Origin of the sequence: uncultured Bacteroides sp., from assembly GCF_905207245.1 — a bacterium.
In the GTDB taxonomy this organism is placed as follows: Bacteria; Bacteroidota; Bacteroidia; order Bacteroidales; family Bacteroidaceae; genus Bacteroides.
In genome coordinates this window covers 1-23160 of record NZ_CAJLKP010000034.1, presented here as the reverse complement: position 1 = coordinate 23160, position 23160 = coordinate 1, and the positions used below count along the sequence as shown (strand labels likewise).

Annotated in this window: 15 protein-coding genes and 1 pseudogene; 13 read left to right on the top strand and 3 right to left on the bottom strand. The window is 47.9% G+C overall.

Annotation, left to right across the window (positions count from 1 at the left end; genetic code table 11):
* Window positions 1-4 precede the first annotated feature (4 nt).
* Window positions 5-1513, top strand: coding sequence for a BACON domain-containing protein (locus QZ135_RS11825; RefSeq protein WP_294609220.1), 1509 nt, complete (start codon window positions 5-7; stop codon window positions 1511-1513).
* 35 nt (window positions 1514-1548) lie between these two features.
* A complete protein-coding gene (locus QZ135_RS11820; RefSeq protein ID WP_365978817.1) occupies window positions 1549-2640 on the top strand; it encodes an Sb-PDE family phosphodiesterase in 1092 nt (363 codons plus the stop codon).
* A 455-nt stretch (window positions 2641-3095) separates the two neighbouring features.
* Here QZ135_RS11820 and QZ135_RS11815 read toward each other — a convergent pair whose 3' ends face one another.
* Together QZ135_RS11815 and QZ135_RS11810 are read right to left on the bottom strand one after the other, a co-directional pair.
* The gene (locus QZ135_RS11815; RefSeq protein ID WP_294609218.1) at window positions 3096-4868 is read right to left on the bottom strand and encodes a RagB/SusD family nutrient uptake outer membrane protein; all 1773 of its coding nucleotides are present in this window, start codon (window positions 4866-4868) and stop codon (window positions 3096-3098) included.
* Window positions 4869-4890: 22 nt separating this feature from the next.
* Window positions 4891-8118, bottom strand: a complete 3228-nt coding sequence (locus tag QZ135_RS11810) for a TonB-dependent receptor (RefSeq protein ID WP_044266950.1) — start codon at window positions 8116-8118, stop codon at window positions 4891-4893.
* 419 nt (window positions 8119-8537) lie between these two features.
* Between QZ135_RS11810 and QZ135_RS11805 the strand changes: the two genes are divergently transcribed.
* The gene (locus QZ135_RS11805; protein WP_365978815.1) at window positions 8538-9371 is read left to right on the top strand and encodes a helicase-related protein; all 834 of its coding nucleotides are present in this window, start codon (window positions 8538-8540) and stop codon (window positions 9369-9371) included.
* Between the two features lie 177 nt (window positions 9372-9548).
* Here the strand turns inward: QZ135_RS11805 and QZ135_RS11800 are convergent, their stop codons facing one another.
* Window positions 9549-10457, bottom strand: coding sequence for a DMT family transporter (locus QZ135_RS11800; protein WP_294609257.1), 909 nt, complete (start codon window positions 10455-10457; stop codon window positions 9549-9551).
* 623 nt (window positions 10458-11080) lie between these two features.
* Between QZ135_RS11800 and QZ135_RS11795 the strand changes: the two genes are divergently transcribed.
* The 10 genes and pseudogenes from QZ135_RS11795 to QZ135_RS11750 all read left to right on the top strand — a co-directional run.
* Window positions 11081-12394, top strand: coding sequence for a TolC family protein (locus tag QZ135_RS11795; RefSeq protein WP_294609216.1), 1314 nt, complete (start codon window positions 11081-11083; stop codon window positions 12392-12394).
* Window positions 12391-13425: an HlyD family secretion protein gene (locus QZ135_RS11790; RefSeq protein ID WP_294609214.1), complete on the top strand. Its 1035-nt coding sequence runs from the start codon at window positions 12391-12393 to the stop codon at window positions 13423-13425. Before QZ135_RS11795 ends, QZ135_RS11790 begins: the two co-directional genes overlap by 4 nt.
* A gap of 1 nt (window position 13426) precedes the next feature.
* Window positions 13427-15040, top strand: a complete 1614-nt coding sequence (locus QZ135_RS11785) for a hypothetical protein (RefSeq protein WP_044272431.1) — start codon at window positions 13427-13429, stop codon at window positions 15038-15040.
* A 335-nt stretch (window positions 15041-15375) separates the two neighbouring features.
* A complete protein-coding gene (locus QZ135_RS11780; protein WP_294609211.1) occupies window positions 15376-17127 on the top strand; it encodes a helix-turn-helix transcriptional regulator in 1752 nt (583 codons plus the stop codon).
* Between the two features lie 507 nt (window positions 17128-17634).
* Window positions 17635-18684, top strand: coding sequence for a DUF3575 domain-containing protein (locus tag QZ135_RS11775; protein WP_294609255.1), 1050 nt, complete (start codon window positions 17635-17637; stop codon window positions 18682-18684).
* 14 nt (window positions 18685-18698) lie between these two features.
* A complete protein-coding gene (locus tag QZ135_RS11770; protein WP_294609209.1) occupies window positions 18699-19670 on the top strand; it encodes a hypothetical protein in 972 nt (323 codons plus the stop codon).
* Window positions 19671-19730: 60 nt separating this feature from the next.
* Complete coding sequence (locus QZ135_RS11765) at window positions 19731-20693, top strand: fimbrillin family protein (protein ID WP_294609207.1); 963 nt, start codon at window positions 19731-19733, stop codon at window positions 20691-20693.
* Window positions 20694-20695: 2 nt separating this feature from the next.
* Window positions 20696-21655 carry a fimbrillin family protein gene (locus QZ135_RS11760; protein ID WP_294609205.1) on the top strand — a complete coding sequence of 320 codons (960 nt, stop codon included), beginning with the start codon at window positions 20696-20698 and terminating at the stop codon, window positions 21653-21655.
* 55 nt (window positions 21656-21710) lie between these two features.
* On the top strand, window positions 21711-22760 hold the full coding sequence (locus tag QZ135_RS11755) for a fimbrillin family protein (RefSeq protein ID WP_294609203.1): 1050 nt from the start codon (window positions 21711-21713) through the stop codon (window positions 22758-22760).
* Window positions 22761-22979: 219 nt separating this feature from the next.
* Window positions 22980-23160 (top strand): annotated as a pseudogene (locus QZ135_RS11750) (DNA-binding protein); the annotation flags it as partial.

The following is a 23160-nucleotide window of genomic DNA, read 5'->3' as shown; positions in this document are numbered from 1 at the left end:
GAATATGAAACAGATAAACTATATAATGACCTTGGCCCTGTTGCTGTCCATCAACCTTCTGTGGAGTTGCGACGAAGAAGAGAACACGCTTTCTAAGGCCGTATTGGCAAGTGCCGGAACCTTGAACTTTGAGGCAAACGGCGGAACAGAGAAGATGATCACCGTCTATGCAGATGCCGATTGGGTGACGGAAGTGCCCGACTGGGTAACGGTGACCCCCGCTACCGGCACGGGAACTATGGACATCACGATTTCAGTGGCCGACAATATGCGCGATGGTGCCATCGACAATCCCCGCGAAGCTGCCGTAATATTCAAGGGAGCTACGCTGGCAAGCAGAGCGGAAGTGATTATCACCCAGAATGGCGACAAATACCGCGACTGTAAGGAATATGCCCTCGATGAACTGGGCACGCAGGCGGACAAGACGATTGTCTCTGTGTCGGAAATCACCGTGACTGCCGTCACCACGGCAGGCTTCATGGCTACCGATGCACGGAACGGGACGAACATGTATATGCAGAGTACCCTGCCCGTAAGCATTGGCGACAAGGTTTCGGTAAAGGGTACCAAAGCTACGGATTCGCAGTCGCTCGCCCTGGTGGAGTGCGACGAGGTGACGGTAGTCTCCACAGGCAATACGGTGACTTATCCCACGGCTACGGACATCACCGGCAAGGTAGATACCTACACTTCTACTTCACGGGATTTCATCTCGGTGAGCGGCATACTGGACGGCAACAACATCACAGTGGAAGGGGCTGCGTATGTGGTTTCCATCGTCAATCCGCCGGCCGGCCTGAAACTGGCTTCGCTGAACGGTCATAAGGTGACGGTCAGCGGTTACTTCGCCGGAGTGGCTGCTCCCGTGGTGAAGATGTTGGCAGCTACGGTTGTGGACAACGGTGTGGTCGAAGTAATCTACTTCTCGGAAGACTTTGAGTGGTTGCAGCCTTGGGCGGATGCCAGCGGTGCCGGGCAGACGGTAGAGAACGACGGAGACGGTACTGCCCCGCAGATATACGTAGCGAAGGACGAGGTAGGTCAACTGGCTTCGGAGGCTCTCGAAGCACGCGGCTACAAGCTGGAAGAAACGCCGGGTCATGCCATCTATCTGCAGAAGAACTATCTGAAGTTCGGCAAGACAGACTACCAAGCGGGACTCACACTGCCGGTTTTGACGAACGTGCCGGAGAACACCAAACTGATACTCTCCTTCGACTGGGCGCCGATGGTGGGCGGCACGCGCAAGTTCGACCCCGTGAAGTTGATTGTTTCCATCACCAATGGCAGCCAGACGGTGGAACTGGATCCCATCGGGCATAACTTTGTAAACGAGGTGGATCAGTTGGAGTGGCTTCATGCCGAAGTACAGATTGACGGAACCTTTGTCACCAAGGACACCCGCATCAGCATCAAGTCCGATGGCTGGGGAGATACTAAGGGAACTACAGGCAGCAGTGTCTATCGCCGCTGGTTTATAGACAACATCAAGCTGGTAAAGAGTGAATAAAACTTTTAATAAGACCTTTAATGAAACAAAGAATAATGAAAACAGAAAAAATATTAGTAAGTGCGATGCTTCTGTTCGGCACTCTGCTGACAGCGCAGGCACAGCGTCGCAATGAGATTCAAATCCCCAATCTGGAGGGGTATGTCACCTTGAAGTGCGATTTCCACATGCACACGGTCTTCTCGGATGGTCTGGTATGGCCCACGGTACGTGTAGACGAGGCATATCGGGAAGGGTTGGATGCCATTTCGCTGACGGAGCACATCGAATATCGTCCTCATAAGAAGGATATTGTCTCCGATCATAACCGCTCGTTCGAGCTTAGTTGCAAGAAGGCGAAAGAACTGGATATCCTATTGATTAGAGGCAGCGAGATTACCCGCCCCATGGCTCCGGGACATTTCAACGCCATCTTCTTATCCGACTCCAATCCGTTGGAACAGCCGGAGTATAAAGATGCCTTTAAGGAGGCAAAGAAGCAAGACGCGTTCATCTTCTGGAATCATCCGGGATGGGCCCGTCAACAACCGGACAGCACGTTGTGGTGGCCGGAGCATACGGAACTCTACAACAGCGGCTGCATGCAGGGCATCGAAGTCGCAAACGGGGCTCTCTATATGCCCGAAGCCATTCAGTGGTGCCTAGACAAAAACCTGGCCATGATAGGGACTTCGGACATCCATCAGCCAATTCAGACCGACTATGATTTCTCGAAAGGAGAACATCGCACCATGACTTTTGTCTTTGCCAAAGAGCGCTCGCTGAAGGGGATCCGTGAGGCACTGGACAGCCGTCGCACCGCCGCCTATTATCGCGAACTGCTGATAGGCCGCGAGGAATTGCTTCGTCCGTTTTTCGCGAAGTGCGTGACTATCGAAGAGGTGAAGCGCACAGAGAAAAAGGTGATTTTCTCTGTGACCAACACGACGGATCTCATACTACATCTGAAGAAAACGGCTCACGATGCCCGTCTGATCTATTTCCGCAACATGACATTGAAACCGCATACGCGCTATAGCATTACGGTAGAACTGACGGAAGACATCAAGGAAGGAGACTGTAACTTCGAGGTGACCAACTTTGTAGTGGCACCGGGAAAGGGACTGGACTATACTATAAAGTTATAGGAAACCCGTTGGAGGAATTATCCTGTTTCTCTTTGTCAAGGTCTGTAATTGGTGCAGATGCAGCGTGCCCGGAAAATCCGCTTTCCGATGCTTTCGGGTTCACTGCATTTGCTTCGTTTACAGCTTGTCCGGAGTGAGCAACTTACGGCTTGTAGCCCCTTTTAAAGCTCGCCCGGACAATATACAATAATACCCACCTGACGTGGCGTGAACACCTTGTCAGCCGGATGATAGTGAAAATCCTTGCCGAATATCTCTTCGATATCTTCTATCGTATACGGAGTATCCTAAGCATTATAGTAGTTTATATTCCATTCATCACTTCATGTCTTTTACTTTTAAACTGTGAGGGGCTATCCTTACCGGACAGCCCCTCACTCACAAAGAATGTCTATTTTTAAATCTCCCGATCTTATTCACAGACTTATACCTTATTGACTATTTTACTTATTGTTTTAATATCCCGGGTTCTGGTCTGCTATTGTCAGCTGTTCGTTCGCGTCAATGGCTGCCTGCGGAATAGGCCACAACAATTTATCTCCGATAACAGCAGCGGCAGTACCTGCCAAATGCGGATTATACAGATTGTTGTACTCTACGAGCTTTCCCATGCGCCGTAAATCCATGCGCCGATAGCCGTTGCCAAACATCTCGCATGCAGATTCTTTCAGAATAACGTCCAAATCAATGGTAGTCGCATCAGTCAATCCGGCACGTTTGCGGACTGTATTCAAACGCGCAAGAGCTTTAGGATCCTGCAACTTATAATAAGCTTCAGCGGCAACAAAAAAGATTTCTGGCAACGTAATAATATGCAAGTCGCGGAAACTTTTACCAGCATTATAATCAGCGGTCATGCAGTCATCAAACTTACGGCACGGATTTACCGCCCAACTCCACTTTTGCGCATCAGTAAAATCATATTTGGTAATAATGCCGTCAGAATAGTCTGCAAGATCTGCGATATAGTTGGTCATAGGTTCCATGCCTGCCGTCAAATCGTTTTGTGGAATAATAAACGTATTGGACCTGTTCTCCGGATCTTCGGCACGCCATGCATTAACGGAAGCTGCATCGCATTCCCAATAAGCAGGATAGTAAACACCTACCATTTTGCCCAGTGCCATTTCTCCATTGGTATAAAAGGCAAAGTAATCTCCAATTGGTTGTCCGTTCTCTTTAAATCCTGCAATGGGATCCCATGCTTTCTTTACCAACAAGGTTTTCATGAAAGTCGCTTCATAACGTTTGTCCCCTTGTTCAAAATACCTTAATGTGTGCATCAAAGGCACGAAACCGGACGAACCGTTCTTCATTCCTTCTTCGGAGCCACCATAATATCCGCTGTAGAATGACTGCCAGCGGTTACCTGTGGTTTGGTCATGCGTACTGTCATAGTCATATTCTATGTCGAAAAGGAATTCACCATCATCATCACCCGAACGGTCGGCCGCCCAAAGTTTGGCGAATTCAGTAGTCAGTGACCGACCGTTGATCACCTCATCAGCATACTTGGCCGCTTCGGCGAAGTAGTCGTTTTTGTTCAAATCCCATGCGGCAGAAAGATAGGTCTTGGCTAACAAAGCCTTGGCTGCTTCAATACTGGCTTCACCTCCCCCTTGACTGGCAGTGGATGCAGCTAACTTATTATTGGAGATGATGCTTTTTAACTCATCTATAATATAGGTGTAGACCTGTTCTGCCGTCGCACGCGGATAACCTTTGACAGCAGTACTGGCGTACTCTGTAATCAATGGTACGCCACCGTAGTTGTTTACCAGCAAGTAATAAAACATGGCTTCTACAAAACGGCCTTCGTCAATAGCCTTTTGTTTGACATCATCGCTTACATTCGCAGCCGGTGCATAATATTGGATGGCAAGACAGGAACGGATGCCGTCATAGCAATCAATATAGAATGTTTTTACCGTACCATTTTCCGGTGTAAAGTTGGACCAACGGTGTAACGCAGCTTCTATATCCCCACGTCCGTCTTGGTAGAGGTCGGTTCCCGAGTTGAAGTAGGTGGTGACATTAGAACTATTATAAATATCTTTCAGCTGAGCGTATGCGTCATAAACGAGAGACTGAAACCCTGCGGATGTTGAGAAATAATCGGCATCAGTCACAGAACTTTTATTATCAGCTGTGAGAAAACTATCCCACCCGGTCAGTATGGTGGCTCCTGCCAGGCATACTGTGTATAGTAACTTTTTATAAGTCTTCATCTTGTTATAATATTTGATATTGTTAGAACTTGATATTTGCACCAATCTGGTAAGTAACGGAAGCAGGACCTCCATTGGTCAGGTTTGCACTTGCCCATTCCGGATCGAAGCCTTCATAGTCGGTAAAACAGAATGGATTGAGTACATTCACATAGAGGCGCAGATGTTTTACTGCAATCTTATTTAACCATGCTTTGGGGAAAGTATAGCCTAATGTGATATTCTTCACTTTTACAAATGATGTTTGGTGATAGCGGACTCCCGCACTGCTGCTCTTGAAATAACCGCCACCAGTTTTTTCTGAGTTGTTGGGATAAGGAGTGCTGCCAAAGTGCGTCTCTGCCAGAGCTGTTACTTCACCGGTTGCAGGGTCCATTACCGGAGTTCCTGCCGGAATATAGTAGTCAAAACTCATTTTTTGGCGCCCACGGTCATTGTAATCCATGTATTGTTCATGAAAGTAGCTACGTGACCATTGTCCTTGTTTAGTATAGAGCATAAACGAGAAGTCAAAGCCTTTGTAAGTCATTGTAGAGCTTAGACTACCAGTCCATTTGGGATCGGTACAACCATAAATCTGTTTGTCGTCATCGTTGATTGTTCCGTCATCGTTCCAGTCATTTACAGCCATCTGGCCTTCGTACCATTGCAATTTGCTGCTGCTTTTGGGACCATACTTGTCATACACCTCTTGCAGTGTATAATGACGGTCTCCATTGATTGTGTGCATTGTTACACCGTCTTTAGTAATGATGCCGGCATACGTATAGTCACGCAGGACGTTCAGACGTTCACCAAGGAACCACCTATTATCCTTATCATCCCCATTCGGCAGTTCTTTGATTTTGCTCCAGTTTCGGGCAAAAGACAAATTGACATCCCAAGTAAAGTTATTGTTGCGGATAACTCCCAGATTCAAGCCCAATTCAATACCGGAATTCCGTACAGAACCAATATTGGTCGTAATGGACTTCTCACCTGTTTCAACAGGAACCGTAGCACTCATGATTTGTCCGTCAGACAAACGGCGGTAAACATCAGCAATCAAACTAACACGGTTTTGAAGAACTGCAAAATCAACACCAACATTGAACTCTTTGATTTTTTCCCAAATCAGATTCTTATCAATCAACCCGTTAGGATAGTAGCCTTGAAATTCTTGACCGCCAATGGTTGAATAAGAAGGACCGGAAGCGGAAGATGCAGTAACATAGTCGCCTACATTATTATTACCGGTAATACCGTAAGACATACGTAACTTCAAGTTGTCTATCCATTCCACGTCATTCAGGAAATCTTCTTCCGAAGCACGCCATGCAACAGCCGCTGATGGGAACCAGCCCCAACGGTTGTCTTTGGCAAAACGTGAAGAGCCATCGGTACGTACTGTTACAGTAGCCATATAACGCTCCTTATAGGCATAGTTCAAACGGGCGGCAACAGACACTAAAGATGATTCCGTATAAGAGGACTTGATGTCTTTTGTACCTGAACCTTTCTCCATAGCATGATATGAAAGTTTGTCGTCAGAAATGTCTGTTACAGATTGCGTATAAGTTTCTTTGTTGGTAGAATAGAGTGAATACATACCCATTGCGTTCAATCTGTGATCACCCCAAGTTTTGCTGAAATCAATCTGATTATCCCAAGTCCAATCCAAACGTTCTGTATTTACTACGGATGCGCTGTTGTATTTTTGCTTCTGATAATAAGCGGTTCCCAAAGGGTATTTCTCTGATACGCCGGTACCCATGAAAATACCTTGACGCCCATGGTAGTAGTTAGGAGAGAAAGTCGTCGTAAATTTCAGCCCATCCATAATGTTGAATCGCAGATAAGCATTACCGAATACATGAAATTTGCGAGTTTCGTTTTCATATGCGTCAATATCAAAATCCACCAATGGAGATGGAGTAGAAGTCAGAGACAACTTACCTACCTTGGCAGGAATAGCCAGAAGATTGCCGGATTCATCCCATGGTGATATGACCGGGGCAAACCAGAAAGCGTTATTATAAGGAGAATATGCGTTAGAACTGTCTGTTATCCAATCATTCTGAATGTCATGCACTAAATTGACAGACATTCCGGCTTCTACAACCTTTGACAATTTGCTGTCAAAAGAACCTTTAATGTTGAAACGCCGGTAATCGTTTTTCTTGAAAACATTTTCTTCTCCTTGATAACCCACACCTAAACGGTAAGTAGTCTTCTCTGTAGCACCGGAAGCACTGAGGAAATGATTCTGTTGTGAGGCTGTACGCAACACCTGCCCAGCCCAATCATAACCTTGGTCGGTTTGCCATGCACTATACAAAGGTGACTCTTGCCATTCTGTACCATTCTGGAATACGGATTGAAGGTCTCCATCTTTAATCTGGTAATTGACAGTTCCGTCATCATTCACACTCTTTATGGTGGTGTAGCGTGCAAAGCGATAATTCATCCATTCTGTTGCACCCATAAATTCCGGCATACGTGCCACCTTACGAATACCATAATAGCCGTCGTATGTTATTTCTACAGGTTGTGCCTTGCTTTGTCCGGCACCAGTCCCTTTGGTGGAAATGATAATGACACCTTCGGATGCGCGTGAACCATAGATAGCTGTGGATGATGCATCCTTCAATACGTCGATACGCTCAATATCTTCAGGATTTAAGAAATCAATAGAAGAGACGACCATACCGTCCACAACATAAAGAGGACCGCTTGATTTAGTGATAGAGGCTTGTCCGCGAATCTGGATATCGAAACCTCCATTCGCACGGCTGTTGGATTGTGTGATGTTGACGCCCGGAACAGATCCCTGCAAAGCATCTTCCACACGAAGGACACCACGGGCAGCTAATTTCTTAGCAGAAACTGATGATATGGATCCTGTTACATCACTCTTCTTCATTGTGCCGTAACCCGTAACTACCACCTCATCCAATGCCTGTGCATCTTCTTTCAGCGTTACCTTAATAATACTTTGATCTCCTACCGGAATCGTCTGTGTAATGTAGCCGATAAATGATACCTGAATCTTGGCGTTTGGCTTTACACCTTCAAGTCTGAAATTACCGTCAATGTCAGTAATTACACCATTGGTGGTACCAATCTCCAATACATTTGCGCCAATGACAGGTTCGCCCGTACCGTCTATAACAGTACCTGAGATTTGGCGACCTTGTGCAAAAGCGACCAAACACAACATACTCAATGACAGAGTAGCTAATGCCCTTTTGGCAAGTCTTTTTAAATCCATAAGTTTGTTTTTTATAGTTATTAAATAGAAGGTTAACATCTGCAACATGACGAGGTGTCTTCCTCTGTTATTGGGCACAAATGTAGAGGGTTACAAAATATATAAATACCATATTTTGATTTTCCATGTGCAAAAATTGATTTTTTACAGTATTAAACCTCTTATTATCCACTTTTTTGTCACAATAACAACATCTGTAGTTCAGTAAAATTTGCGCCTATGTTTTTCCTATATCAGTAGAGCTCTTTACTTCATTTTTGCATATCACCTATGTATATATGGCTATATATCAATATTTTTATCTATACTCAAAAAATCTTGCTGGAATTTCTAAAACTATTTTCTCTAACTAAAATGTAACAATTCAGGTAGTTTTTGTACCTATTAAGGCATCCGGTACTTTTACTTATGAATAAAGCATTATTTTAACAAAAAGCAGTCTAATAGATTTCTGCAATAGCTATTTTGCCCATGCCAACGGTAAAAAGATGATAATCTTTGCAGTCAATGTCGAGCATAGCCAGAGAATCGTACAAGAATACCGGGAGGCCGGCATATCAGCCGAGCACCTCGACACCAACACGCCGAAAACACAGCGCGAACAAATCCTTAGAAACTTTAAAGAAGGCAGGACACGTGTACTTAGCAATGTAGACATCGTGTCCGAAGGATTCGATGTCCCCGACTGCGAAGCTGTACAACTGGCGCGTCCTACCAAATCACTGGCTCTCTACTTGCAACAAGTAGGAAGATGTATGCGCCCTGCTCCCGGCAAGAGCGAAGGTATCGTGCTTGACAATGCCGCTCTGTGGACCGAACATGGGCTGAGCCAGCAGAACCGGAAATGGACGCTGGAAGGCAAGAAGAAAAAGAAACGAAGAAACTCACAATATCCCATGGACGTAGTCTATGTCGAAGATGGCGTCATCCGGCAACCGGCCATACCCGAAGAAGTAGAAGGCATGCAACTTCTGGAAATGACACAAGAAATGGACGACCTGCTCCTTTTCGAGAGGTTTCTCGAAGCAGCATGGGACAAAGGCGACAAACCCATACGTGCCTTCATGCAACTGAAAGACAAATTACTCCATCAGGACAGGCTGTTCACAGCCTTCCACCTTTCCTATATCATCAAGCGAGTATATGATTACCCCGAAGCGCCTAAGAAAGGTTTATGGTACTACACAGCCATAGAGAACAATATCGACTATAAACTAATTAAAAAAGCGGTAGAAACGTACGCCTACACCTAAAAAGCCCCCTATCCCACTACCAGGAAAAGGAGGCTTCTATTTTAATAAAAATCGGATATACGCAACAGAATAAAAGGAACAATGACAAAAAACACCAACATGAATATTATAGGTTCAAGGAACCGGCAGTTTCAGTGTCACCGTATCAAATAGAACTCTTACCGAGAAATCAATGTCCTATCGCTTTTTCTCTGCCACTTCCACAAAATACACACTAGTGCAAATCATTAGAATAGCAATGGCTTGTGTCCAACTAAAACGGTCCTGCCCCAAAGAAAGAGAAACTACCGTAGTTACGACCAATATCAGATAGCTGTAAATGGCCACTACTGTTGTTTTGAGGTATTTCAATCCTATAGGTACCAGGAAATAACTAAGATAAGTAGGAAAAACCAAAACAAAAGCAAGTATAACCCATGGCATCCAATGCCACTCCCCATGCCAGGCATCCATAAACAAAGGAGCGTCCCATCCGACAATAAATGATACAATCACTCCGGAAACTGCCGCACCACCGAATATATACTTCATCATAGTTATTACCCCTACCTCCTGCAGCAACTTCTTGCTCACAATCAGATATATGGCAAAAACAATTGAACTAATCAAACAAAGCAAATTTCCCGTAAACGCATCATGTGCCAAATCATCATTCCCTTGCGTCAGAATACATAACAAAGCACCACCAAAGCCTATGGTAATACCGATGACCTTCATCAATGTTGCTTTCTCATGCAAAAAGATGACAGATATCAGAAATACCCAGATAGGTTGCATAGAGTTGAATATCGCACTAGAAACCGGGGTTGTCTTGCTGATACCTAATAAATAACAGAACATAAACCCATAGAGGCCAAAAGCACCTAGACAAAAAAGCCCGATTCGCTGACGTTTCGTAACAGAAGATTCTTTCACAAAACAACCCGTTATCCAGAATGCAACAGCAGCAAAAACACATCGCACTGTGACGCCCGTCAATGCACTCAACCACAATGGCAACAGAAACTTTAATGCATTCATATTCAATCCGGACATGACACGCGACGCGACCATACTAAGATTAGCCTCCAGTTTTTTATCTTTCATAAACATTCCGATATTTTTTGAGTAGTGAGAACGCATAGCAGAGAAGAAAAGTTCAAGTATCAGGTGGAAAGGGAAACACCAAGGAAGAGCACCTGTTTCCATACCCGCTTCTGGAAACATAACAGAGGTGTGGTTGACTTCCCGGATTGGTACATCATCCTCGTAAACTGCAAGTTTGACAAGAGGCAGGACGAATAATTGCGGCATACTGTGTGTGTTCTAAGAGAATGAAACCATAATGTATCAAGAAGATAATGTCAATATCTCCTATTTTCATTTAATCATAATAGGCCTCAATTACTTTCTGACGTTTGGCAAACGTAACAAATGATACCTCTCATTTCCTCATCACTAGTATTCTGCACATAAAATAATCGTCTAACATAATCATAAAATCAGCATTTTTTTGTAGTTTTGCAGCGCAATTCACAAAGAGTTGCACTTGTATGATTATAAAGAATAAGCGTATCATAACTATTGATATCCCTGTAAGGAATTGGGGATATTTGGAGAACTGGAAAAGCACAGCTTCGGTTTATGGCTCGTAAATCCGCGAGTTAAGTTCAGTCATATATCCTGACTGACCAAATAATTAATTTACATCATATAAAAACAAATTCTTTATGAACAATCTTCGGTTGCTCACAGGGTTGCTTTCTGTAACCCTGTTGGGCGGCGGGATGCGCTCCTATAGTCAGTCGGTAATAACCTTGGAAGAGATTTTCAAGACTGCCGAAACCAACAGTGCGCAACTCCGGCCTTCATTTACTGCGCAGACTGAATCCGCATGTACAACAAACATTGCACGCGCGGGTCGTCTGCCAGACATCGACTTGTCACTGTCAATTAGTTACATAGGCGACGGCTTTATAACCAAACGCGATTTCAGCAATTATCAGAAAGCTCCTATACCACATTTGGGAAATGGACTATCACTAAATCTCACCCAGCCGGTTTATACAGGCGGAGCCGTGACAAGTGCCATAGAACTTGCCGAGTTAAAATCAACAGCCACACGATATGCTACCGACTTTCAACGAGACAATATCCGTTTCCGACTTACAGGGTTCTATCTTGACATCTATAAATACACCAATCTGTACCGGGTTATGGAAAGCAATATATCCGCAGCCAAAAAGGTGTTAGAAGAAATGAAGGCACGTTACGAGCAAGGAACGGCTCTTCAAAATGACATCACACGCTATGAACTCCTGGTATCGAACCTTGAGCTGCAGCTTGTCAGGATAAATAACACTCTCGACATTCTCAATTCCAATCTTGTGACAACGGCAGGATTACCCGATGGGACTGTCGTCGTTCCGGATTCCACCATTCTCGTCCGCTCTTTGCCAATGCAGGGAGAACACTGGTGGCAACAGGAAGCAATGGCGAATTCCCCATCATTGAGTCTCGCACGTTCCAGTGTTAATATAAGCCGCAAGGCAGAGGATATCATCCGTTCCGAACGTTTGCCCAAGATAGGGCTTCAGGCAGGTTGGACTATAGATGGTCCCATTCTTGTAGAAGTTCCGCCAATCAACCGCAATCTAAGCTATTGGTATATCGGGATCGGAGTCAGTTACAATATTTCTTCGCTGTATAAAAGCAACAAGTCTTTGGCTAAGAGCCGTGCTGCCACGCAAAGAGCAACAGAAGAGCTTACTGCCACACACGAGAACATCTCACTCAGTGTAAGAGCTGACTATATACACTACCTAGAAGCCTACGAAGAGCTGAAAACTCAACGGAAAAGTGCAGAGCTTGCCGATCGGAATTACCAAACGATTACTACGCGATACTCGGCAGATATGGCGTTAATCACCGATATGCTTGATGCAGTCAATGCAAAACTCGATGCGGAGAAACAGCTAGTAAACGCTCACATAAATATCATCTACTATTACTATAAACTTTTATTCACCACAGGAAAAATATGAAACACTTTAGAAAAAAAATACTTTCTTATATAATCACCATTGCAGTAATCGCCACAGCAACATTGTGGGTTGGCAGCAAGTTTATTCACCTTGGCAATGTAGAGTTCACCGACAATGCACAGGTGCGCCGGCAGATAGTACCCGTCAATAGCCGTGTGCAAGGCTATATCAAAGAAATCCGTTTCAAAGAATACGAAAAAATCAAAAAAGGAGATACGCTTGTAATAATCGACGATGACGACATGCGCCTGAATGTGGCCCGTGCAAACGCCGATTACCAAAATGCCCTCGCCGGACGCAGTGTTGCCGACCGGTCGGTTGCGTCAGCTTCAGCAAATGTAGCCGTCAGCGAGGCATCTGTAGCCGAAACAAAAGTGCTGATGGATAATGCGGCGACCGACTTGGCACGATACGAAAAACTATTGGCTCGGGATGCCGTCACCCGTCAGCAATATGATGGGGCTAAGACAGATTACGAAGCCAAAAAAGCCCGCTACGAAATGCTTGTCCGGCAACGCTCAGCAACATCGTCAGTCGTCGAACTCAACCAACAACGCATATTACAATCGGAAGCCGGAATTGAACTAGCCAAAGCTCTCCTTGAAACTGCCAAACTTAATCTCAGCTACACCGTAATTATAGCCCCATGCGATGGATATACTTCACGCAAGGAGATACAGGTAGGGCAGCTCATACAACCGGGTCAGACCCTACTTGATATTGTTGATTCTGGCGATATCTGGGTTTCTGCCAACTACAAGGAAACCCAACTCCGCCACATCGTTCCCGGAAGTAAGGTCGAGATAAAAGTGGATGCTATCCCGGATATTATTTTCAGCGGAAAGATACAGTCAATTTCCAAAGCCACCGGTGCATCGCTTTCACTGATACCACAAGACAACTCGGCCGGAAATTTTGTGAAAGTGCGTCAACGCATACCTGTAAGGATTGAATTTACAGAAGACAATAAACCGGAGGATATGGCACAACTACATGCTGGTATGAATGTGGAATGTAACGTGAAGTATTGATATGGCAGATTGGCACATTTCTCAGGGAGTATTCGACATTCCGGATGTTCCCACTTTCATTCCACGACGGCTAAAGCCGTATTTATTCATTTTCTTTGTACTGATAATCCAGTTTTCAAGTGGAGTTTATCTTGCCGCCGCATCCGACATGGTAGGTACCACGGCACTGATGCAAGAAGATATTCTCATGGCGGGCTACGCCTCGCTGATAGGCTTGGCTACCAATTTTGCCGTTATGTTCCGTATCAAGTTCCGTTTCTCCACCCGAACCCAGTTGATCATTTCAGGCATAGTTCTAATTGTTGCCAATATGATATGCGCCCATACCACCAATGTACCGTTGCTTATCGGTACCTGTTTCGTAGCGGGTTGGTTCAGGATGCAGGCTACATTCGCCTGCAATTCCACAATACAGCTATGGCTGACCCCAGTACGTGACATGGCGATATTCTTTTGCTACGTTTATTTAATTGTTGATAGCGTAATACAGTTAAGCGGCATCGCCACCATCTATACAGTCTTCTTCTCTCAATGGGAATACATGCATTGGATTATGATCGGACTACTCGCCCTTATGATACTGATGGTTATGATATTCGTGAAGCCTGTGCGCGGACCAATGTTCATCCCTTTACTCGGCATCGACTGGATAGGTGCAATCTTATGGGCAGGTTTCATGTTTGGTTTTACCTTCATCTGCGTTTATGGCAATTTCTACGACTGGTGGGAGGCCACGGAGATAAGAGGTGCCACGTTAATCGGACTTGCTTGTCTCGGCATAAACTTGTGGCGGGCTACATTCCTTCATCATCCCTACATATCATTCAAGGCGATGAAAAACCACAATGTGATACGAGCCACAGGCATCTATCTCGTTTTCTTCACACTGATTGCCACTGAACATGTGTTTGAGCACAGTTATGCCGCCAATATACTTGGATTTGACGAAAACAACCTTATCGATCTGAACTGGTATGTCTTTGCCGGAATCATCACCGGATGTACGTTCACCTATTTCACTTTCGCATTGCATAAGTGGCGCTACAAGACTATGACGGCAATAGCATTTGGTCTGGCCACCGGTTATCTCGCCTGTTTCTATTTCTTCATCGACTACGGCATTGAGAAAGAGATGTTTTTCATCCCGCTATTTCTCCGTGGTGCTGCATCTGTAATAATCTCCATTGTTTTTCTTACCTCGATTGTGCAGAGTGGTCTCCCGTTTCAAGTATTTCCGCAGGCGCTTACCATCAACGGATTCACGGGCGCAGTAATGGGAGCGACACTCGGGCCGGCCATTATTGGAGAATTCTTAAAGCATACAATGGCTCGAAACGCCTCACTGCTCAGTTCAAACATAGTGGACTTCAATCCCGGCATAACACATGCGACTATCAGTCAATATTACGGAATTGTGCAAATGCAGGCTCTAATTGTCTCAATGAAGGAAATCTATGGTTGGCTGCTCATTGGGGCATTGGTATCACTGCTAATGATACTCGTCAGTTATGGAAATGTACGCCCATTTGCGATATTCCCGAAATGGAGTACTGTCCGGCGAGGTATCAAACACATAGTCCGGACCAAAAGGAATACAGATATCTTATCTGTATAGTCATCCCTATATGGCATTATTATATAGGTCATATCAATACCACAATGCAGGTGAACGGAAAACGCAGGGTTACCGTCCACCTGCTGCTCGAAATAGATAGAACGAGCTATATAAGAAAATAGAAATCAGCCTTATGATTAACCAGACTAATACCCATTAACTTACAAGAACGTCTTAAAGCTAAAGTATCTATTAACCGTCCTACGCTAAAAGAAGTTTCTGCAAATGTATTGACAGAGAAACTCTGATTGCACAATATAAAATTTCGGTTCCATGTGATTTCAGTTCGGCTCTTTTTACGTACATTTGCGCATTGATTCTTACATATATAAAATATGGCTAAGTTACACATATATCTGGGAATACTTCTCACCCTATTGCTGAACAGCTGCGGGCAGAAGCCCTCTGCCACGGCACCGGACAAGAGCCGTGACAGTATTTACCGATACGATTATATTTACGATATAGCCATCAGCGAACCGCAGCGGGCACTGGTGCTGGCCGATACAGCCGAAATGCTGAATCTGCTGCGGCCGGACCATACCTGCCTCAATGCTGTGAAAGCCATGATATACCAGAACGGTCTGGGACATCGCAAACTCGCCAAGTTCTATTGCCAAAAGGCGTATGAGGATACCGAATTTCAAAAAGAGACCATTCCTTATCTGGGCAATCTGACCCTGCTCTCCGGACTTTGTTACAAATCGAGCGATTACGCCGCCGCCATCCGCTATGCCACCCATGGACTGCAAATGGCACGGACGCATGAATTGAAAAATCTGGAAGCCAAATTCCTGATGTACATCGGCATGAGCCAGATTTATCTCGGAATCACCAAGGAGGCGAAAGCCAACATGAACCGGAGCATTGCCCTCTATGAGGAAATGGTAGATAAAGAGCACTCATGGGGCAGTGTGAACGAGCTTATCTATGTGTTGGGCGAAACCATGGATGCGCTGTGCGTCAGGGGCGAATGGCAGCAGGCCGCCACACTGATTCCCAACATCCTGAAAGCCAACAGCCGGCATGAACAGCTGGAGGACGAGGCACCGACAGGTGCCATAGATATGTACAAGGCTTTCGTCTACGCTCAATGCATGGAAATCTATCAGCATCTTGGTGACAAGGTCCGGGCCACCGAATGCTACCGGAAGTGCCTCTCTACAGCCTATGCCAATTCGCCCGATGGAGTGGTGCTGCTCACCCATTACCAGCTATGGACCAAAGACTATGAGCAAGCATTGCATAATATCCAGACCACCAAGCAGATATATCAGCAAAAACGGAATACGGAGAGTGAATACTATGCGGACAGATTGCTGGTCGATGAAGTGGAAGCGTTGACCTTGCTGGGACGTTACAAGGAGGCGACTGACGTGAGCCGCCAAATCATCGCATTGAAAGATACCCTGTCCAAGCGCAGGCAGCAGGACGACGCTCAGGAACTGGCCATCATCTACGAAAGCGGCGAGAAGGACAAGCAGATACAGAAAGAGCAGGACGAGAAACGCCTGTTGGCTCTATTTGTGGTGGTAGTGATAGGCGCTTTGGGTGCTGTCGTGTACTGCAACCGCCAGATACACCGCCGCAACGTGTCGCTGGTGCGCTCCGTGCAGGAGGGCATTGCCTGCAAGGACGAGCTTTTACAGAAAGAAGAGGAATGTCGTGCATACAAGGCGAAAATCGAAGCCATGGGAAAACGGCTTGAAGAAAAGGCCGAAGTCTCCGAAGAATCGGAAGCCGAAGACCGGCTGAAGTGGGTGCTGCATGAAATCGCCGCCCGTCAGCTTTACCTGCAACCGGGCATCACGGCGAAGAGCCTGCATGAAGAACTGCACGTTCCCGCCTCTCTGTTCGGCGAGCACTTCAAGGAACAGACCGGACGGAATTTCTCGGAGCATATCAACAAGTTGCGCATGGATTATGCGGCCAGACTGCTCACCGAATATCCGAATTATACCATCGACGCCATTGCCAAAATGTGCGGCGTCGACTCGCGCCAACATTTCCACCGACTTTTTTCCGAATATTTCGGCATCACGCCGTCCGCTTTCCGAAAAAGCCATATAGTGACTGACAATAAGTAAGTTACGAGACTGAAAACCAAAATGTAACATGGAATGTAACATGACGAAATCGTTCATGTTACATGTAACTTGGCATCAAGTTACAAAGTTGCGCCCATAAAATACATGGCATCTGAAATATCTAGTTAACTTTGCTTTCGACCTATCTGATTACATGTGTGAAAGTTATACGTGTGAAGTGGAAGGGTGGAAACAACGATGAACGAAACCATTACATACAGCCGGATAATTCTTGCAGGAATAAAAAATATTCCTGTTCAGGGAAAATATGTCGCTGATAATTTGCCGGTAATCATCATATTGGTTACCTTCATTGTTGCCATCGTTATCCTTTCCCTTTTCGTTGTTTATTATCGGCGCAGGCTCAACAGCACACGTGAGTCTCTGGTGCGCTATATCAATATTTATCTGCAAGTGAAAGACTTTGTACCTGTAGATGAACGCCCCGTCGTGAACCGGATGAAAGATCCCGTAACTCCCGAAGAATTTATCCAAATCATAAATAGAATGTTGAAAAGAATGATGTTACTGCCGCTTTTCCTCCTGTTGGTGCTGCCCCTGTCGGCACAAAGCCAAACAGAAGAAGCGGACAGCGTGTACGAATTCCGGTTTGTACCCAAGAGAAACTCGTTTTTCGTTCCTTACAAGAACAACCTGTCCGAATTGCAACGCCTTTCCCTGTTTGTGGAACAATACCGTCAGGAAATCACGGACGGCAGGCTGCCTCTGTATGTGGACGGCTATTGCAACTCCACTTCCGATGAAGCGGAGAATCTGGCAATCGCAAGGCTGCGCTCCAACCGGGTGAAAAGCGAACTGATAAGTCGCGACGGAATGCGCGAGGAGTATTTCATCACCCGCAACCATGCCACGGACGGCGACTATGTGACGGTCAGAATCTTTTTCCCGACAGCCCCCAAGGAGGTTGCCAAAGAGACGACCGTTCAGCCTGAGGAAAAGGAGGCTCCGACGGTAGCCGAACCGGTTGTGGAGAACCGGCAAACGGAAAGTGCAGTCACTGTTTCGGAAAACACCGCTCCTCAAATCGAGGACAAGGCAAAAGCGGCTCCCTATACGTTTGCACTGCGTGCGAACCTGCTGCGGTGGGCAACGCTTACTCCCGACCTCGGCATCGAATGGCGCATCAACCGCCATATCGGTATTCTTGTCAACGGCTCGTGGACATCCTGGAGTTGGGACAACAAGAACCGTCGCTATGCCCTTTGGGAAATCGCTCCCGAAGTGCGCTATTATATAGGTAAGGAGAAGCGCGGATATATCGGTGCTATATATAAGGTGGGCGAGTTCAACTATAAGTTCTCCACTGTCGGCAAGCAGGGCGACCTGACGGGCGGCGGCATCACCGGAGGCTATCAGTGGAAACTGAACCGCGCGCTGGTGCTGGACTTCAATCTCGGCATCGGCTGCATCCATGCCGACTATGACAAATACGAGGTCATCGACGGCGTGCGTGTACGTTGTGGCAATGAGAGCAAGAACTGGTGGGGTCCGGTATCTGCCGGCGTGTCGTTGGTTTGGAACTTTTATAAACGATAAAAAGAATGACAGCTATGAATATAGATACACATTGCTCTGACAAAGGTCACCTTTACGCAGCTAAACATGACCTTTACGCAGCTAAACATCATGTTTACGACACCAATCATCATTGCAGGACAGCCCTTGGAAAGGCAACCGGACTGCTGAGCCTCGCGCTGCTGTTGGCAGCGGGTGCTTCGCTGACGGGCTGCGTCAAGGACGAGCTGCACAACACGCCGCACCCCGACAAGGGGGCGGTTGTGGTGCAGATGGACTGGAGCGACCTGCTGCCCGAAGCCGTGGCGGACAGCTACATCTTGAATGTGGACGGCCACGAACAGACCGTAAGCGGAAGCACCAACACCGTGGAACGCCTCTCCGAGCCGGGCGAACATACGCTCGCGGTCTATAACAAGCCCCAGGGCATCACCATCGACGGCGACATCGCCTCGGTGAACGGGATAACCGACAGCAGAGCCGTCGGCGACCGTGTAGAGCCGCTGCCCGATTACCTGTTCTCCGTCAGTGAGACCGTTGTAGTAGAGAAGGACGACACGCTGCGCATCACGGCCAAACCGCGCCAATGGATACGACAACTGGATATGGAACTGTCGGTAAGCGAAGGCGACTACAAGCGCATCGCTTCCATAACGGGCGCCCTTTCGGGCGTGGAGCAGTCGGTGGACATCCGCAAGGGAGAACGGCAGGGAACGGCGGTGACAGTCCGCAACGACTTCGCCGCGGCAGAGGAGAAATGCAACGCCTCGTTCCGCCTGATGGGCATCGTGCCTGCGGAGCACCAGACGCTGACGGTGAACATCGTCTTCAGCAACGGCGAAACGCGGACCATCGAGAGCGACCTGACCCCACAACTGGCAGCCTTCCACAACGGCAACACGCCCCTGACCCTGACCGGAAGCCTGAGCCTGCCCGTAGAAGCGGGAATGGCGGGCAGCATCAGCGACTGGACGGTGGTGGACAACGGAAAGATAGACATACACTAAAAGAGAAAGACAGTATAGTAACAAGAATAAATCGTACAACTTAAAAAAAACGAGAAGAACATGAAGAAAAAGAACTTCAACGGAGCGGGCGGATTGCCCGGCATGCTGCTCGGCGCGGCGTTTTGCGCCGTCCTGCTCCTTCCGGCGGGATGCGGCAACGACAATGAGACCGGTGCGCCGGGCGACGACGGGCGCGTGCCCCTCAAAGTGACGGGCGGCATCAACGTGCAGACCCGTGCCCACGACGCGCAATGGGACAAGGATGACCAAATAGGCGTCTATATGTATGCGGCGGGCGCAACCGATATCGCCGAAGGCGCAACAAACGTCCCTTACCGGAAGACGGACGAAGGCGACGGCTTCATCCCCGTGAACACCCCCGTCTACTTCCCCATAGACGGCGGCAATGTGGATTTCCACGCATGGTATCCCTATAAAGACGTGACCGCCGGCGCATGGACGGCCGACCTTACCGACCAGACCTCGCAGGCCGCCCTCGACCTGATGACCGCCGATGCCAGGAGCAACACGGAGGAAGGCGGAACGGTCTATAACAAGCTCCAGCCCGCAGTCAGCCTCGACTTCAGCCACCGCCTCACCAAGCTGGCGCTGAACATCGCTCCCGGCAGCGGCATCAGCGCCGACGACCTGAAAGGCCTGAAAGTGGAAATCACCAAGCAATGGAAAACGGCCACCTACGACCCGGAATTCGGCGCCATCGGCTTTACGGAAGAATCCGCCCCCGTCACCCTGCTGACGGACGCCGGCGGCACATCCGCCGAGGCCATCCTCTTTCCGGACAACCTGACGGGGAAAGACCCCGCCACGGGACGGCAACTCGTCTTCACCCTCAAAACCTCCGGCGAGAAGTTCTATTGGGACATTCCCGAAGACAAGAGCTTCAACTCCGGCGACAAGAACATCTATAACATCACCATCAACCGCACCACCCTCGACGTAACCGCCACCATCACGGACTGGAACAAGGGAAACAACGGGGGCGAACCGGGCAGCGCCGAATAAAAATGAAGAATAACAACAATAACTATCAATCAATGAAGAATTATCTGATTCTGGCAACAGCGGCGCTTGCACTGGCCGCTTGCAGCAATAATGAGAATGAACCGGCGGACCTGACGGACGGCCGCGTGCCGGTAGAATTCCGCGCCTCCGTGGGAGTGACCGAAACCCGTGCCGTGGACCAGACCTGGTCCGCTACCGATGCCATCGGCATCTTTATGGTGGGAGCCGGAAATCCGCTCCTGCCGGCGAACATCAGTGAGGGAGCGGATAACATCCGCTACGTGGCGGACGCTACCGCTACCGGAGCCTTCAAGCCCGACGGCGCCACCATCTACTACCCGATGGACGGCAGCGGGGTGGACTTCTACGCCTACTGCCCGCAGGGAATCGTCACGCAAGCGGAAACCGCACCGGAGGAAGCCACACCGGCGAACTACCTCTACGCCATCAATGTAGCCGCACAGGGCGATCAGGAAGCCCTCGACCTGCTATACTCCAACAACGTGAAAGGGAAGAAGAAGACGGACAAGACCGCCGCCCTCACCTTCAAGCACCAGCTCTGCAAGGTGATACTGACCGTGCAACCTGGTGCGGGAGTCGCCGCCGGAGACATGAGCGGGCTGACGGTGAAAGTGAACGGCCAGAACACCACCGCCACCTTCGACCTCAGCGCGGGAGCACTGAAGGCTGACGCCGCAAACGCTGCCGACATCACGCTCTCCAAGCGGGCCGATGCCTACGTCTACGAAGCCGTCCTGCTGCCCGATGCCGCTACCGGCCGCACCTTCGAGTTCAATCTGAACAACGGCCACGACGCCCCCTTCACCTGGAACATGGACAAGGCGCTCACGGCCGGAAGCAAGTACACCTACACCGTGAAGCTGAACCGCACGGGCGTGGAAGTGAGCGGACAGATAGAAGCCTGGAATCTGGAAGACGGCGGAAAAGTGGATGCCAACTGAACATAGAAGAAACGAATTTCAATAATGAACTATAAACTATAAACGATTAAGAATTATGAAAGCAAAGTATTTAATGATTGCAACCGTAGCCACCATGCTGGCCGCTTGCAGCAACGACGAGAACGAAGTGAATAATGGTCCGGTGGAAGCGCGGATTACGGCAGGCGTGAGCGGCCCCTCAACCCGTGCGGTGGATGACAAATGGAAAACAAGTGATAATATCGGAGTAAGGGTGGAGAGTGTCACCGGTACGACAGCCGGCATCGACAGCAAGATGGCCGACAGCTACAAGAATGTGAAGTACACAGCTTCCACATTAACAAACGATGATAAGACTGCCACCTTCACCCCCGCCACAACGGGAGCGGGCATCTTCTTTCAGGATGCCAATGAAACAGTGACATTCACTGCATACGCGCCCTATCAGGAATCTGCTGCCAATGCTCTGCCCGGCACTGAGGGCGACGGTGTTATTGATGTGAACACCGATGGATCGATCGATAATACCCAGGCTGGCAGTCAGGAGAAAATCGACTTCCTTTTCGCCTCGGGAGCCACGGCAAGCAAGTCAAGCCCTGCCGTGACATTTGCGGATAAAACAAGTGAACTGAATGGCACAGACTGCTCCTTCAAGCACAAGATGGCACGCCTGAAGTTAGTATTGAAAGTATCTACCTCTGACGGTTTTGTCGCAGGCGATATGGTCAAAACGGGGAACACATTCAAACTGAGCGGACTGAAACACGAAGGTACGTTCAATGTTACCACCGGTGTGACTAGCGTTACAAGTACAAACGCCACCTCTGATTGGGAGATTACCTCATTCAAGCATACTGATGCCGAAAACGTCCGTACCTACTCACTCATCCTGCTTCCGCAAGACGTAAGCCAGAATGGTTTAAAACTCGCCATAACCATAGACGAACAAGTCTATACCACCAAGGACAATGCAATCAAGCCCAACCTTGAGGCAGGTAAGTCCTACTCATACGAGATCACGGCAAAGAAGCAAGGCTTGAAAGTCGAAGGCTGCACCATCACCCCGTGGGTAAGCAATACTACTACTGGAGGCAATGCCACAATGGGCGGTGTCGATATCCTATAATAAAAATCACAACAATCCGCCCCTTCTCCCCGCAAGCCGCGCCGCCTTGACCTTGTAAAGGTAGCACTTTGACACGCTCGAAGTAGTACATTGACACGCTCGATGTACTACCTTGAGCTACTCAAAGCGGCACCCCCTCTACAACTATCCGTAGCGCCTTCTTGAGGAAACGAGCGAGAACAAGTAAAATAATTAACAAATCCTTTAAAACAACTGATTATGCCATTCTGGAAAAGAGCATTCAACAAGAAAAACGCGGTTTACTATCCCCAAGCCATCGTGCAGGGCAAGCCCGTGGAAACAGAGGTAATCGCCCGAGACCTGGCGAAAATCTCCACCGTAAGCAACTCCGACGTTCAAGCCGTATTGGGCGACATCGCCCCGGTGATGCACACCCGTA

Excerpts from the sequence above, each read along its gene's own strand:
- QZ135_RS11790 (WP_294609214.1), top strand. The coding sequence starts at position 12,391 with ATGAAACACTTTAGAAAAAAAATACTTTCTTATATAATCACCATTGCA.
- QZ135_RS11785 (WP_044272431.1), top strand. The coding sequence starts at position 13,427 with ATGGCAGATTGGCACATTTCTCAGGGAGTATTCGACATTCCGGATGTT.
- QZ135_RS11820 (WP_365978817.1), top strand. The coding sequence starts at position 1,549 with ATGAAAACAGAAAAAATATTAGTAAGTGCGATGCTTCTGTTCGGCACT.
- QZ135_RS11815 (WP_294609218.1), bottom strand. The coding sequence starts at position 4,868 with ATGAAGACTTATAAAAAGTTACTATACACAGTATGCCTGGCAGGAGCC.
- QZ135_RS11760 (WP_294609205.1), top strand. The coding sequence starts at position 20,696 with ATGAAGAATAACAACAATAACTATCAATCAATGAAGAATTATCTGATT.
- QZ135_RS11810 (WP_044266950.1), bottom strand. The coding sequence starts at position 8,118 with ATGGATTTAAAAAGACTTGCCAAAAGGGCATTAGCTACTCTGTCATTG.
- QZ135_RS11765 (WP_294609207.1), top strand. The coding sequence starts at position 19,731 with ATGAAGAAAAAGAACTTCAACGGAGCGGGCGGATTGCCCGGCATGCTG.
- QZ135_RS11755 (WP_294609203.1), top strand. The coding sequence starts at position 21,711 with ATGAAAGCAAAGTATTTAATGATTGCAACCGTAGCCACCATGCTGGCC.
- QZ135_RS11770 (WP_294609209.1), top strand. The coding sequence starts at position 18,699 with ATGAATATAGATACACATTGCTCTGACAAAGGTCACCTTTACGCAGCT.
- QZ135_RS11795 (WP_294609216.1), top strand. The coding sequence starts at position 11,081 with ATGAACAATCTTCGGTTGCTCACAGGGTTGCTTTCTGTAACCCTGTTG.
- QZ135_RS11825 (WP_294609220.1), top strand. The coding sequence starts at position 5 with ATGAAACAGATAAACTATATAATGACCTTGGCCCTGTTGCTGTCCATC.
- QZ135_RS11800 (WP_294609257.1), bottom strand. The coding sequence starts at position 10,457 with ATGAAAGATAAAAAACTGGAGGCTAATCTTAGTATGGTCGCGTCGCGT.
- QZ135_RS11780 (WP_294609211.1), top strand. The coding sequence starts at position 15,376 with ATGGCTAAGTTACACATATATCTGGGAATACTTCTCACCCTATTGCTG.
- QZ135_RS11775 (WP_294609255.1), top strand. The coding sequence starts at position 17,635 with ATGTTGAAAAGAATGATGTTACTGCCGCTTTTCCTCCTGTTGGTGCTG.